The organism is Granulicatella sp. 20925_1_45, assembly GCF_041433555.1.
Lineage (GTDB): Bacteria > Bacillota > Bacilli > Lactobacillales > Aerococcaceae > Granulicatella.
Genome location: NZ_JAPWBR010000001.1, coordinates 107,783 through 121,805, shown reverse-complemented (window position 1 = coordinate 121,805; position 14,023 = coordinate 107,783). Strand labels below are relative to the sequence as shown.

At 41.7% G+C, this 14,023-nt stretch carries 16 protein-coding genes and 1 riboswitch; of the genes, 9 read left to right on the top strand and 7 right to left on the bottom strand.

Translation table 11 applies throughout. From position 1 onward, the window contains the following. The first annotated feature begins 155 nt into the window (after window positions 1–155). A riboswitch (THF riboswitch) is annotated at window positions 156–253 on the top strand. 67 nt (window positions 254–320) lie between these two features. The 9 genes from O3798_RS00680 (at window position 321) to O3798_RS00640 (ending at window position 6,464) form a co-directional block, all read left to right on the top strand. Beyond that, window positions 321–860, top strand: coding sequence for a folate family ECF transporter S component (locus O3798_RS00680; protein WP_371446070.1), 540 nt, complete (start codon window positions 321–323; stop codon window positions 858–860). 393 nt (window positions 861–1,253) lie between these two features. Beyond that, complete coding sequence (locus O3798_RS00675; RefSeq protein ID WP_005606505.1) at window positions 1,254–1,433, top strand: 2-hydroxymuconate tautomerase; 180 nt, start codon at window positions 1,254–1,256, stop codon at window positions 1,431–1,433. A 146-nt stretch (window positions 1,434–1,579) separates the two neighbouring features. Next, window positions 1,580–2,221: a hypothetical protein gene (locus tag O3798_RS00670; RefSeq protein ID WP_371446072.1), complete on the top strand. Its 642-nt coding sequence runs from the start codon at window positions 1,580–1,582 to the stop codon at window positions 2,219–2,221. 40 nt (window positions 2,222–2,261) lie between these two features. Next, window positions 2,262–2,582 carry a hypothetical protein gene (locus O3798_RS00665; protein ID WP_371462510.1) on the top strand — a complete coding sequence of 107 codons (321 nt, stop codon included), beginning with the start codon at window positions 2,262–2,264 and terminating at the stop codon, window positions 2,580–2,582. Between the two features lie 39 nt (window positions 2,583–2,621). Continuing rightward, window positions 2,622–2,855, top strand: a complete 234-nt coding sequence (locus O3798_RS00660; RefSeq protein WP_003007814.1) for an Imm74 family immunity protein — start codon at window positions 2,622–2,624, stop codon at window positions 2,853–2,855. A gap of 188 nt (window positions 2,856–3,043) precedes the next feature. Further along, on the top strand, window positions 3,044–3,352 hold the full coding sequence (locus O3798_RS00655) for an Imm59 family immunity protein (protein WP_371446074.1): 309 nt from the start codon (window positions 3,044–3,046) through the stop codon (window positions 3,350–3,352). Window positions 3,353–3,504: 152 nt separating this feature from the next. Further along, the gene (locus tag O3798_RS00650; RefSeq protein ID WP_371446076.1) at window positions 3,505–3,849 is read left to right on the top strand and encodes a DUF2185 domain-containing protein; all 345 of its coding nucleotides are present in this window, start codon (window positions 3,505–3,507) and stop codon (window positions 3,847–3,849) included. Between the two features lie 153 nt (window positions 3,850–4,002). Beyond that, the gene (locus O3798_RS00645) at window positions 4,003–6,246 is read left to right on the top strand and encodes a heavy metal translocating P-type ATPase (RefSeq protein ID WP_371446078.1); all 2,244 of its coding nucleotides are present in this window, start codon (window positions 4,003–4,005) and stop codon (window positions 6,244–6,246) included. Window positions 6,247–6,266: 20 nt separating this feature from the next. Then, the gene (locus tag O3798_RS00640; RefSeq protein ID WP_371446079.1) at window positions 6,267–6,464 is read left to right on the top strand and encodes a heavy-metal-associated domain-containing protein; all 198 of its coding nucleotides are present in this window, start codon (window positions 6,267–6,269) and stop codon (window positions 6,462–6,464) included. 307 nt (window positions 6,465–6,771) lie between these two features. Here O3798_RS00640 and lacD read toward each other — a convergent pair whose 3' ends face one another. The 7 genes from lacD to pfkB form a co-directional block, all read right to left on the bottom strand. Beyond that, window positions 6,772–7,776: a tagatose-bisphosphate aldolase gene (lacD, locus tag O3798_RS00635; protein ID WP_371446080.1), complete on the bottom strand. Its 1,005-nt coding sequence runs from the start codon at window positions 7,774–7,776 to the stop codon at window positions 6,772–6,774. 30 nt (window positions 7,777–7,806) lie between these two features. Next, window positions 7,807–8,961 (bottom strand): N-acetylglucosamine-6-phosphate deacetylase, encoded by a 1,155-nt coding sequence (nagA, locus tag O3798_RS00630; protein WP_285252134.1) that lies wholly within the window; start codon window positions 8,959–8,961, stop codon window positions 7,807–7,809. 27 nt (window positions 8,962–8,988) lie between these two features. Then, window positions 8,989–10,155, bottom strand: coding sequence for a tagatose-6-phosphate ketose isomerase (gene agaS / locus O3798_RS00625; protein ID WP_371446082.1), 1,167 nt, complete (start codon window positions 10,153–10,155; stop codon window positions 8,989–8,991). 20 nt (window positions 10,156–10,175) lie between these two features. Continuing rightward, window positions 10,176–10,904: a GntR family transcriptional regulator gene (locus O3798_RS00620; RefSeq protein ID WP_371446084.1), complete on the bottom strand. Its 729-nt coding sequence runs from the start codon at window positions 10,902–10,904 to the stop codon at window positions 10,176–10,178. 197 nt (window positions 10,905–11,101) lie between these two features. Beyond that, on the bottom strand, window positions 11,102–11,551 hold the full coding sequence (locus tag O3798_RS00615; RefSeq protein ID WP_371446085.1) for a PTS sugar transporter subunit IIA: 450 nt from the start codon (window positions 11,549–11,551) through the stop codon (window positions 11,102–11,104). A gap of 32 nt (window positions 11,552–11,583) precedes the next feature. Then, window positions 11,584–12,987 (bottom strand): PTS fructose transporter subunit IIC, encoded by a 1,404-nt coding sequence (locus O3798_RS00610; protein ID WP_371446086.1) that lies wholly within the window; start codon window positions 12,985–12,987, stop codon window positions 11,584–11,586. Window positions 12,988–13,013: 26 nt separating this feature from the next. Beyond that, window positions 13,014–13,934: a 1-phosphofructokinase gene (gene pfkB, locus O3798_RS00605; RefSeq protein WP_371446087.1), complete on the bottom strand. Its 921-nt coding sequence runs from the start codon at window positions 13,932–13,934 to the stop codon at window positions 13,014–13,016. Between the last annotated feature and the right edge of the window lie 89 nt (window positions 13,935–14,023).

Here is a 14,023-nt window from a genome sequence, read left to right as displayed (position 1 = left end):
TGAAAATTATTGGAAGCAGGTTTTCATTCAGGTTTGAACGGTTTAAAAGAAGAAGAATCATGTTTGCTTGACGCAACCAGAAAGGACAGGTATTCTAACCAAGAGTAAGAAAGGAGATTCATGGAAAGTAGGAACTAAATTTTCTAGAACCTATAATCAGAGTAGACTTTATTGCGTTAAGTGCCCGGCGGATGGAATGTTGCCACTGGGACGAAAATGGAAACATTGCGGTAATTTAGTCGCATTCGCTGCATTTACACAACACTAGAAATAGAAGTAGTTAAATGGAGCAACTCTTTACAATTAAAGGAGATGCTAATATGGAAAATACAAAGAAATACAATCGAAAAAGAACACTGGATATTACAGTGATGGCGATGGTCGTAGCCATTCGTCTTGTGATGGAAATGTTGCCGACAATTAAATTCGGCCTCTACGTACAAATCGGCTTCGGGTTTATCGGAGCAGCCATCGCAGGGGTGATGCTGGGACCGTGGCGTGCAGCACTTGTGGGAATCCTAGTCGATATCCTCGGGAACTTCTTCCGCGGAGAGAGTGGACAATTCTTCATCGGATACACCTTCACAGCCCTTGTCGGAGGACTTATCTACGGATACTTCTTATATAAGAGACCACTCAGATGGGAACAAATCTTCATGACAGTATTGCTCGTCACCATCGTTTGTAACCTCGGACTGAATTCAATCTGGGTGTATATGATGACGCAAAAAGCCTTCGCCGCCTTCATGCCACTGCGAATCCTGAAAAATATGATCACACTCCCATTGAATACCGCCGTCCTAACCGTGCTCTTTTCAAACAAAACCATGAAAACTTTAATAGAGAAATATAGGGTGTAAGGCTTCGCGCTCAGAAATGGAACGTTGGACCCGAACGACGCAAAGGACTCGGAACGAGTCGTGCGTACGTTTGGGGAAACGCACGCCATTTCTGCGAAGCCGAACCCGACTACACAGGGTGTGAGGGCGAACGCTCAGGACTGAAACACTGGACCGGAGTAACGCAAGGGACTTGGCACAAGTCGTGCGGATATTTCGGGAAGCAAAACTTCACAGTGCGAAGTTTTGCAGTCCTGTGAGCCCGAATTCAACTACACAGGGTGTGATTCGAACCCGACTACACAGGGTGTGAGGCCTTTCCAGCACCACGCCTAGTATTCCCACCCATTTAGGAGTAGAATAGAATCAAAGTGCAACTATATAAGCTAGTTCAAAACGAAAGGAGGCACAACCATGCCATTTATTCATGTTGAAATGATCGAAGGAAGAAGCCGTGAACAAAAAGAAGCCCTTGTCAAAGAAGTGACAGAAGTGGTCTCTAAACACACTGGCGCGCCAACAGAACACATTCATATCATTATCCAAGAAATTAAAGCAGAAAACCTTGGCCAAAACGGCAAATTAAGAGGCTAATCAGCTTCAGTTAGAAAAAATACAGGGCAGCTCAGAAGTTAGAACGCTTTTGAGCTGTTTTTGTTAGGAAAACTATCGAATGAATGAACTGCAAATGATATAATTTAGCTAACAATAGTTAAGAGCTCATAAAGTGAGGATTAAGGATGAATTTTAAGAAATTAATATACGCATGTATACTGGGTGGAATTTTCTTTCTATCATTTGGATGCAATCCAAGAAATAATCGTGCGTATTTAGAAAAGCGTATCGGAACAGAAATGAGCCGCGTGTATCCAACAGAAAGATTAGAGGATTTGTTTGAGCAATTTCCTGATGGATTTAAGATAAAACAATCTTTTAAAGATGAAGCTTATATCATACATGTTGAATTAGTAGCTACAAATAAAGGTGAGCCTATTATTAGCACTATCTCAAAGATTGAAAACAAAAGTAGAGAAAAAATCTTTGAAACAAACTTTCAGTATCAAGATGGGAAGTATCAATTTGCAAATGAGAGTGATGAAGCATATTGGCCGTACCAAGGTTTCTTATTTGAGAAATTGACCTTAAATCGGGATGTATTATCAAAGCTAGACTTACAAGAAAAGTCCTATAGTATGATGAATGGTGATTTTGAACTACGCTATAAAGTAACAAATGAAATCATCAATTCTTTTTTAGGGTTAGGGGACTCGGATTCGCTGAGTGTTTCTCTAGTCGGAAGTAATAGTAATCGTGGTTATTATTATTCGATTGTTATTAAAAATGAAGACGGGCTTCTTTTCATAGAAACAGTCTCAGATTAAACTCAAAGAAAAAATCAATAAAGACAGAAATGCACTTACGGTGTTGTATGATAGAGAAGATTATGAAATTATAACAACCTTTATGATTACAGAAGTCACGGATTTTTATCTGTATGTTCGAGAAGCTTTGGAGAGTGTAATTTCTGGGAATATGGAAGAATATGCTTTTGATGGTAATTTGTTAGGGCTTGAAATTGGAAAAGAAATAACAGAAGTTTACTTTCAATTTGAGGAAGAAATATTAGGCAATCCATGTCTTATTCCTACAAATGAGCTTTATAAATTGGTTTTAGAGTGGAAAGAAATAGAAGATAGAATGCACAGAGGGGAAGATACTTTTCCACTGATGATAGAGGATTGAAGATGAATAAGTAGAAAAAATTATATTCGAGAGGTAGAAATGAAAATTACAGGAACAAGATCAACAATTACTTTTGATTTAGAGAATGGTTTCCTCTTAAAAGCACAAGGAGAATTGCTGATCAATAAAAAATTTGTTGTTTATAAAGATAGTATGACACAATGGGAGCCACCTCATGAGAATCTTCCGATAACTCAAAGAGAAATAGAAAATATTATTAATACAGCTAAAAAAATGGAGAGCAATCAAACTATTCAATTAGACTTTGTATAATTATGTTGTATTCTAAGAGTAATGAATCTCTATACAACGGGTCAGGTTGCCTATCATGGGACCAAGCTTGTAGGTGGAAGCGAAGAGGATGCTCAAATTGCAAACTTTTTAGGGAACCTGATAGGAGGGTATGCATCCTCCTCAGCAGCCAGCAAGTTTAGTCTCAATAAGGTGAAGAGATGAAAAAGATGGAATTACTTAGAGAAAATATTCTGAAAGAAATTAAAGAATTAGGTTATGAAAGTTTACGATACTCAGTTTTTAATGAGCATGGTCTCTCAGAATGGGAAACGCGAATTGAGTTCAATAATGAAACTGAAAAATATGAGGTATATCTAACAAGGGATCGAGCTGAGAAAGGAAAGATTTTTGAGTATACTAATTTTAAAGAAGCAAAAGAAAAATTTATGGAGTTATTAGAACATACTGTTTCAAGAAACAAGTACTATATTTCCAATGGTTGGGCTCCTCAATATCCATCCCCCCCTCTGGGATGATGCCACAGAGTAGCAAATAACTTCTTCCTTAGAAAAAAAGAGAATAGTCTGAGGTAAGGAAACTAGGATAGATTTTATTGAAGAAGTATATGGAATCTTCAACTTGGTTTTTGCATCAATGTTGTTAATTCCTAATTGAATGGAGGCGTACAATGATTAATAATAGTGATTTTGGTGGTTTTATTGTTTCGAATAATATTCTTGAGGGCAAGCCGATTCGATATACTTTTCGTGATCAATCTATAACCCCACCATTGAACGGATGGAATCTACTATCCATTGAAGATGATGAAGAGTATCTTTCAGATGCAGCCAATTTCAAAATTCTAGGAGCCGATTCCATTTATGAGATTGCTCCAGTAATGTTTGAGATTTTCGAAGCACCGTATGGGACAGATTTATGTTGGCTATATGAAGAGGGTGTTCATGTTGGCTTTTACGATTTAATCGAAGAGAGAGAAACTACGATAGAAGAAATTTTATCTTCAGCAAAATAAATAGATTACACCCAAACTCAAGCTGGCAGAATCGCTGTTGGCTTGAGTTTTTTTATTCAAAAAAATTTTTTCAAACTTTCTTGTTGACATTTGTAGATTACTGGTGTAAACTAACAATGTAAATTACAAATGTAAACGAAAGCGGTGAAAGTAATGAGCAAACAAAAAGAGTACATTATTGAAGGAATGAGTTGTGCTTCATGTGCCATGACGATCGAGAATGCCGTCAGCAAAATTCCAGGCGTTGCTAAAGCTAGCGTCAACTTGGCAACCGAGATCATGACTGTTGAAGCAAACGATAGCGTGACCCCTGAAGACATCGCCAAAGTGGTCGATGGTGTGGGATACGGCGCTCGCCCTCGTGGCAAATCAGTGGAAGAAGAACTCGAAGAAAAGAACGAAAAGAAAGAAGCGCACTTAAGAGAAATGAAGCGAAACCTAACCATTTCAGCGATTTTCACCGTGCCACTTCTCTTTATCGCAATGGCGGATATGGTTGGAATTCCAATGCCAGCCTTTCTAAGCCCAATGCAAAGTCCAGTTAGCTACGCGTTGATTCAATTGGCGCTCTCTCTCCCAATTATCTGGCTCGGACGTCGTTTCTTCGTGGATGGATTTAAGGCCTTGTCTAAAGGACATCCGAACATGGACAGCTTAGTCGCACTTGGAACAAGCGCTGCGTTCCTTTATAGCCTTTACGGAACGTACCACGTATTAGAAGGCCATGCGCATTTTGCGATGAACCTTTACTACGAATCAGCCGGCGTTATTTTAACCTTAATCACACTTGGAAAATACTTCGAAGACGTGTCAAAAGGGAAAACATCCATGGCGATTCAAACGCTCGTAGGCCTTGCTCCTAAAATGGCGACGGTTTTACGCGACGGACAAGAAGTAGCAGTTCCTGTAGAAGAAGTGCAAGTGGGCGACCTCATTCGTGTCAAACCGGGTGAAAAAGTTCCAGTCGATGGCGTCGTGACAGAAGGAAACTCAACCGTTGACGAATCGATGTTAACAGGGGAAAGTATTCCAGTATCGAAAGCAGTTGGCGATGAAGTGATTGGGGCAAGTTTAAACAAGACAGGTTCTTTCATTCTAAAAGCAACAAAAATCGGGAAAGACACAGCCCTTTCTCAAATCATTCAGTTAGTCGAACAAGCACAAGGATCTAAAGCGCCGATTGCAAAACTGGCCGACAAGGTTTCTGGAGTATTCGTTCCAATCGTCATTGGATTAGCTCTTGTTTCTGGACTTGCTTGGTATTTCCTTGGACAAGAATCATGGGTATTTGCCCTCACGATTACTATCTCAGTCCTCGTCATCGCCTGCCCATGTGCATTAGGACTTGCGACACCAACTGCTATCATGGTTGGGACTGGTAAAGGGGCCGAAAATGGAATCCTTCTTAAGAGCGGGGAAGCGTTGGAAGAAGCTAACCACGTGAATATGGTTGTTTTCGACAAAACAGGAACCATCACAAACGGAACTCCTGTTGTCACAGATGTGGTCACTGCCGATTCTACCGATGCAGATGCCCTCATTCGCCTAGCTGCTAGCCTTGAAGTGGCGTCAGAACACCCTCTTGGTGAAGCGATTGTTGCCAAAGCCAAAGAACAAGGGGCTGCATTTGATGAAGTGACGAACTTCGAAGCCATTCCTGGTTTTGGGATTAAAGGCCACGTTGGTGAAACACTCGTCTTCCTTGGTAATGAAAAATGGATGCGAGAAAATGGTCTTGCCAATGTTGAGATGAACGACAAAGCCAATCATTTTGCCGAACAAGGAAAAACACCGCTCTATATCGGCTATAACGATGCCGTACAAGGCTTGATTGTTGTAGCGGATACTGTAAAAGAAAGCAGCGCGCGTGCCATCCAAACCCTACATGAAATGGGCATTCAAGTAGCCATGATGACAGGGGACCACGAACGTACTGCACAAGCGATTGCTGCTGAAGTGGGGATTGACCGCGTATTTAGTGAAGTTTTACCGCAAGATAAGGCGAATTATGTCTCAAAATTACAAGAAGAAGGCTATATTGTGGCGATGGTGGGGGATGGTATCAATGATGCCCCAGCTCTTGCACAAGCACAAGTTGGTATCGCAATCGGTACCGGAACAGACGTAGCCATCGAATCTGCAGACGCCGTCTTAATGAAGAGCGACTTGATGGATGTGCCAGCGATGTTAAAACTTAGCCGCGCAACCATCCGTAATATTAAAGAAAATCTATTTTGGGCATTTGCCTACAACGTTATCGGAATTCCATTTGCGATGGGAGTTCTTCACCTCTTTGGCGGACCACTCCTCAACCCAATGATTGCCGGAGCCGCAATGAGCTTCAGTTCCGTATCCGTTGTCCTCAACGCCCTAAGATTAAAACGCTGGAAAGCATAACGATAAAGGAGAGATTTTTTATGAAAAAAGAATACAATTTAGAAGGAATCAAATGCGCAGGATGTGCTAACACAGTAAAAGAACGCTTCTCAAACGTCCCAGGCGTAACAAACGTTGAAGTGAGCCTAGAAACAAAAGTAGCCACAGTCGAAGGAGACGCAAGCGTCGACGCATTACAAGCATCCCTCGAAGGCACAAAATACAGCATCAAAAAATAATCAACCCCAAAAAGGCCGAGCGATTTTTTTCGCCCGGCCTTTTTCTTATCTTTCATCCTTCTCCGCAATCCATGGTTAGAAGAAGTAAAAAAGTAGAGCGTTGCGAAAAAAACACCTAGGATTCTATACGAGTAGTAGTCGCGAGTGTACTCGATGCGAATTACAGACTCAGGAAATGAAATTTCCTAGAGTCTGTTTGAGGCTCGAGAGGTCTGAGACCTTGGCTCAGACCGGTACAGCCATTACTACTCGTATGAGAAAATCCTAGGTGTTTAAGAGCAACGCTCTTATTTATTCATTGGTTTGTTTATTTTACTTCTGCACGATCTAACCATGGAGTTGCAGTTTCATCTAGAACAACATTAAGGTCCTCGATGTTCTTACGTCCTTGATTTGCCAACCACGCACGACCAGCTTCTTCCCCTTCAGACGCAAACACAGCTACAGAATCTTTCCATGTTGCACGACCACATAACACACCATTGAAAGTAGAACCAGCTTCTTTCGCAAAGCGTAGTGTTTCTTGGAATAATTCAGCAGAAACACCAGCACTTAAGAAGATGAATGGTAAGTGAGTGATTTCAGATTGTTCTTTGAATAAACGTAACGCTTCTTCGCGAGTATAAACAGGTTCAACGCCTTCTTTAGTGAAGCCTTCTACGAAGTTCATGTTTACTGGAACTTCCACTTTTAATACGTCAACGTTGTAACGTGGGTCAGAGAAGACTTTCATTGCGTCGTTTACTTTATGAGGTTTTACTTTAGCGTATGCCGCTGATTTCACATCGTCGTCACTTGCTTCGTAAGAAACAATTTCTAAGAAGAATGGAATATCTTCTGCCACACATTCGCTACCAACACGTTCCACCCATGCATGTTTGATGTCGTTGATGGCTGGATCTTCGTCAATATCATAGTATAAAAGAACTTTCACAGCGTCAGCGCCTAACTCTTTAATACGTTTTGCAGACCAGATTGGAAGTAAGTCTGGTAAGCGGCCGATTTCAGTTGCATCGTAACCAGTTTTTTCGTAAGAGATTAAAAGTCCGCAGTCTTCGTGGCGTAATTTTGCAGCTGGAAGACCATATTCTGGGTCCAAAAGAATTGAAGAAGAGAATTTTGTTAATTCTTCAGAAATTAATTCTTTGAAGCGGATGATGCCTTCGTCACCTTTTACATTTGGGTTTCCTGCAGCAATCATTTTTTTCAATGAACCACGTTGGTCAATCGCTAAAGCACCGATGACATGGTTGTTGTTTGAAAGTTTTACTAAGTGATCATATTTTCCTTTTGTTAATACTAATTTTGACATAATAACACTCCTTAAGTTGTTTTTGTTTTATTAAGCTTCGAAATATGGCTTACCGTCTAAGTAAGTCGCTTTGAGTTGTAACTCATCGTCTAATACGATGAAGTCCGCTGCATACCCTGGGTCGATGCGTCCGCAAACGTCGTCGATACCGACTGATTTTGCAGGGACAAGGCTAGCCATTGTAATTGCTTCGTGTGGAGTCGCAATGCCCCATTTCACAACGTTTTGAACCCCTTGGATGAGTTCTAAGATACTTCCAGCAAGGCTACCGCCGTCTTTCAAGCGAGCCGTACCGTCTTTCACGATAACAGGGAATTCTCCAAGCATCGATTCGCATTCGCCCATACCGCCCGCACGCATGCAGTCTGTAATAAGGGCTACATGGTCGTGACCGCAACATTTCATCACGATACTTGCACTCACTGGGTTAACGTGGTGGCCGTCGCAGATGAGTTCGTCGAATACGTTTGGCAATGTGAGTGCCGCACCGACAACACCTGGTTCGCGGTGGTGTAAGCCGCGCATTCCATTGTATGTGTGAACGAAGATGTTTGCACCGGCTTCAACGGCGTTTTTACAATCTTCGTAAGTACCATCTGTATGTGCAAGAGCAACATAGATGTCTTTTGTTTTCGCGTGTTTGATGAAATCAACGGCACCTTTACGTTCAGGCGCAATCGCGATTTTCTTCACCCAACCGCCAGCGCGTTCTTGCCATTCATCCAAAATTTCAGATTTAGGGTCGCCCATGTATTTAGGGTTTTGCGCGCCTTTGTATTTTTCACAGAAGAATGGACCTTCTAGGAAAATCCCTCTGATTTTAGCGCCGCCAAGTGTTGTGGCGTTATCGCCAATTGTTTGGCAGACATCCGCTAATAATTCGCGAGATGCGGTTAAAGTTGTTGGTAAGTATGAAGTAACCCCGCATGAAGGAAGTCCTTCTGAAATGGTGCGAAGTGCTTCTACGTCGTTATCCATTACGTCAGCGCCTTTGAATCCGTGGATATGTGTATCTACAAGACCTGGGGCAATTTGATAGTTGCCGTAGTCAATGACGCTAGCGCCGCTTTCTGGTTTTTCGGTTTGGAAGGCTCCGAAAGTTCCATTATCTAAGATTGGTAGGTACCCTGGGCCTTTCACTTCGTCTTCAAAATAAAATGCTTTGGCATAAATATAAGTTGTCATAGGATCATCTCTTTTCAATAAAGTTATTTATGCTTCTAATGGGTGAATCGTTACTCCTTTAACGACACGGTTTACAGTGCCTGTTGGTGAAGGAGTGTCTGGTTTATTTCCAACTTTGATAGAAGAAAGAAGAGAAACTGTTTGTCCAAATACTGCATATGGAAGTGCAAGGTAAGCATCTGGAACGAAACGATATTCTTTATCGAAGTTGAATGATAGACCTTCAAAGTCACTTTCTGCGTCCACTCCAACCGCAAGAACGAGGCGTGCGATTTGGTCACCATGTAATTCGTTTAAGATGTCGATGTCGTATTGACGAGTATAGTCGTCGTTTGATACGAATACGAAGGCTAGAGAAGAGGCGTTTACAAATGATTTAGGACCGTGACGGAATCCCATTGAAGAATCGAAGGCTGTTGCGATTTGTCCAGCAGTCAATTCAAGAATCTTCAATTGAACTTCGCGAGCAAGGCCGCTGAGAGAACCAGAACCTAAGTAAATCACGCGGTTGTAGTCTAAGTTCACGTAATGTTGAATCACGTCTTCACGTTCTAGAACGCTTGTACCCATTTGACGGATGGCTTTCACGAAACCTTCTTTTTCTTCAAGTGAGTGTGCTTCGTCGAAAACAAGAAGGGCTGTAAGAGTCATACATGTGAAGCTTCCTGTCATCGCAAAACCAGCGTCGTTAGAGCGGTCTGGCATCATTAAGAGTAAGTTGTTTGTGTCGTCTTTGGCAGCAACGGCTAATTTTCCTTCTGGCGCACAAGTAATCGTGATTTGATAGAAGTCGCGCACGATTTGTTGGCCAAGTTGCACACTGGCAAGACTTTCTGGTGAGTTACCGCTACGTGCAAATGAAACAAGCACTGTAGGAATTTCTGCTTTGAAGTAGTCATGTGGATTGCTTACAAGGTTTGTTGTTCCGACAGATTGGAAATCAAAACGGTCTTCATTTCCTGTACGTTTTAAGTAAGGAAGAATTGTATCTCCCACATATTGTGATGTACCCGCACCTGCGAAAATCACGCGAAGGCGACCTTCAGGTAAGTTGTTTAAGAAAGCAGTAATGCGTTCTAAGTTTGCTTTGTAGTAATCAAAAGCTTCTTTCCACAATTCTGGTTGTTGGCGAATTTCGCGCGTTGTAATTTCTGCAGATAACGCTTCTAATTGACTTGTTGAAAATTGAAACATAATACCCTCCAAATATTTTTTTAGTTGTTTGTGCGATAGTGTCTTACTTTGTAGAAGAATTGGTCGCTTCTGGCAACACTGATCGTATATTCGATGATGCGATTTTCAGGATTTAATGTGGTTCGCATAAACCGTAAACAAGCGCTGTGCGGATCCACATCCAAGACTTCCGCTTCTTCCGGCGTGAGAATGCTCGCTGAGAATTCTTCGTCGGCGTAGTGGATTTGCTGATTAAAATCATTCGCAAACACTTCATATAAAGATTGGCCTTCTAACTGGGTCTTCGTTAAGGTTTTGAAGACGTCGTATGGTAAGAAAGTTGTTTCTTTCATGAGTGGAATGCTATCTGCATACCGAATGCGTTTCAGACGAAAGAGCTTGTCGCCAGCTTCGATTCCAACGAGTGGAGCGATAAATTCATCGGCTTCGTAACAATCCAGCGAAGTAATTTTCGTGGAAGGGACTTTGCCGAGTTCCTTCATCTGTTCCGTGAAACTGTAGCCTTCCAGCAAGTTTTGGCGTTCTTTCCATTGCGTTGAAATGAACGTGCCTTTTCCATGACGCTTATAAATATATCCAAGCGTCTCCAATTCCTTCAACGCTGTTCGAACGGTGGTGCGACTGACATTATAGACCTTTGTAATTTCGCGCTCCGAAAGCATTTTTTCGTGTGCTTTTCCCTTGGTCTTAATGAAGTCGATCAACGCTAAACTCAGTGTTGAGTAGAGTGGAGAAGGTTTGGCTACCATATCGGTTCCTCCTTTCGTAAAAAACTCTTCTACAACTGGTCACTACCAGTTAATACCATTGTAAGATTTTTTAGTGCATTCGTCAATAGCGTTTGGCGAAAAATAGAGGGATTATGCGGAGTTTCAACTGAATTTCGGGGAATGAAATAAAAATACCAGGAGAGAGCTGTTTTGTGCTTTCTCTCCTGGAGAGTGGGTTAGCCTGCTAAATGACTATTTAATACTTCTTCAAGCTGTTCAGCAGTTGTAGCACCTAATAAAGCTTCTTTGACATCAGCTTTCATGAGCATTCGAGCTACGGTTGCTAATAATTTAAGGTGAGTCGTTCCTGCTTCGCCATCTGGAATTAATAAGCTGAAGATGAATGAAGTTGGTTTTCCATCCATGCTGTTCCAGTCAATTCCATCATTAAGGCGAACAATGACGATTTTTGGACTCGTGATGGCGCTTGATTTCGCATGTGGAATTGCAAATCCGTCCATCATTCCTGTTGTTCCTTGTTGTTCACGCTCTACAAGTCCGTTGTACACGGCGTTTTCGTCTGCTGAAACACCTAGTGCTACGGCTTTTTGAGCGATGAAGTGAAATACTTCTTCTTGAGAAGTAAGATTTTCATTTAAGAAAATAGATTCTTTACTAATTAACATTTTCAACCTCCTAAGTTCTTTCTAAAATTCGATTATTCAGAAAGTGGTTTACGAGTTGCTCCAAGAACAAGACCGCCGACAACAGAACCAATTGCAATGGCTAATACCCATAAGAATGGATGTGTTACAACTGGTAATACTAAGAATCCACCGTGAGGAGCAGGTACTTGTACGCCGAATAAGTAAGTTAAGATTGCAGCGATTGAAGAACCTAACATCATTGAAGGCATTGCGCGAAGTGGATCTTTGGCAACGAAAGGAATAGCCCCTTCAGTAATGTGAGTTGAGCCTAAGATGAAGTTAACTAAACCAGCATTACGTTCGTTTGTATCGAAACGGTTTTTGAATAATAATACGGCAACAGTTGTGATAAGTGGAGGAGCGATACATGCTGCAGAAACCCCAGCCATGAATGCTGTATTTCCTTCACCAAGAAGAACTGTACCTGTAACGTATGCGGCTTTGTTTACTGGGCCACCCATATCAAAGGCACACATACATCCGATTACAAGACCTAAAAGAACTGGGTTTGAATCTTGGAATCCTTTTAAGAAGTCCATTAATGATTGGTTGATACCAGCCATTGGACTAACAATGACACTCATAAATAAACCAGTAATGAATACGCCTAATAAAGGATATAAGAAAATAGCTTTAAGACCATCTAATGTTTTTGGTAGTCCTTTGAATAATTTTTCTAAAAGAACCACTAAGTAACCTGCGAAGAAACCACCGACGATACCGCCAAGGAATCCGGCGCCCCCGTTACTTGCCATTAAACCTGCGACAAAACCGCTCACTAAAGCAGGACGGTTCCCAATGCTTTGTGCAATGTAGGCTGCAAGAACCGGAGTCATCAAGCCCATTGCTAATCCACCAATTTCTTTTAATTGAGCAGAAAAGGCATTGTATGTTTCGTGATTTGGATCGAATGAGTAAATTCCGAATACGGCAAATGAAATCGCGATTAGAACCCCACCACCAACAACGAATGGAAGCATGTGAGATACACCGTTCATCAAGTGCTTGTAAATTTCACGACCAATAGAGCTCTTACCAACGTTAGAAGATTGTGGAGCTTCTGAAGCTTCAACAGCTGCATCGTCAGAGTGGTATTTCACAACACCTTCTCCGCGAAGAGCTTGTGCGACTAATTCGTCGGCATTTTTAATTCCTTGTCCAACTGAAACGTCGATAATCTTTTTGTTTACGAAACGTTGTGGTTGAACGTCCTTGTCAGCAGCGATGATGACTGCTTTTGCATTTGCGATTTCTTCTGGAGTCAATTCGTTTTCGACACCGATTTGTCCGTGTGTTTCGACTTTAATTGTTACTCCTGCTTTTTTAGCGGCTTGCTCGAGCGCTTCTTGTGCCATATAAGTGTGCGCAATTCCTGTCGGACACCCAGTGGCAGCGATAATATCATATTTTGTCATTGTATTTCCTCCTTTATTTTCCCGAGTTAGGATACTCGTTTGATTTGTTGCATTAATGTAGGAACGTCCTTGAAGTCTGTCAAACCAGGTCTAAACGCGGTTGAGCTTCCCGCTGCGACGGCTTTGATCAGTGCTTCTTCATCGGATAAACCTTGCAACTGGCTTCCTACGAAGGTTGCAAGAAGTGTATCTCCTGCACAGGCAGTATTGACAACTTCGCCGTTTGGTGCTGTGACATGAATCGTTTCAGTTGGTGTGAAGAGAATGGCTCCCTTGTCTCCTAAAGAAACGATAACGTTTTGAGCACCTTGCTCGAGGAGTTTACGACCACAGTCTTTAATTTCCTCCAGACTAATGTCTTTCAAGCCAAACCATTCAGCTAATTCTTCATCATTTGGTTTGATGAGATATGGTTTATAGCCTAATAATTCAGGTACAAAACTAGCGGAAGTGTCGAGAATAAACTTAAAGCCACGTTGCTGCGACGCTTTTGCGATGTTCTCGTAAGTGGCACGTGTGATACCTTCAGGATGACTTCCAGAAACAAACAAAATATCGTCTGCGTTCATGTTTTCCACAATAGCAAGAAGGGACGCTTCTTGTTTGGGTGTTACACTTGGGCCTTGGTTGACGAGTTTGAATTCTTCGTTTGTGGCCACAACTTGCGTGAACACATTGATGCGAGTAATTCCGTCCACCGTGACGAATTGTGTTTGGATACCTGCCTTTTGCAGTTCTTCCTCGATAAATTGGCCAGTAAAACCTGCTTTAAAACCAGTGGCGGTGCTATCAATTCCGAGTTCCTTTAAGATGAAGCTGACGTTTACGCCTTTTCCATTTGGCATGTAAACAGCCTCGTCGGTTCGGTTCACTTCAGACGGTAGCATTTGCGCAGTTTTAATGAACAAATCGATGGCTAAATTCATCGTGCACGTATAAATCATCATTTCACCTCCAAGCTTTTTTTGCTATACTTATTATTACATACGTCAGGTTGTAAATGTTTTCTAAAATGAGGTTAACATTTGTAAATCTT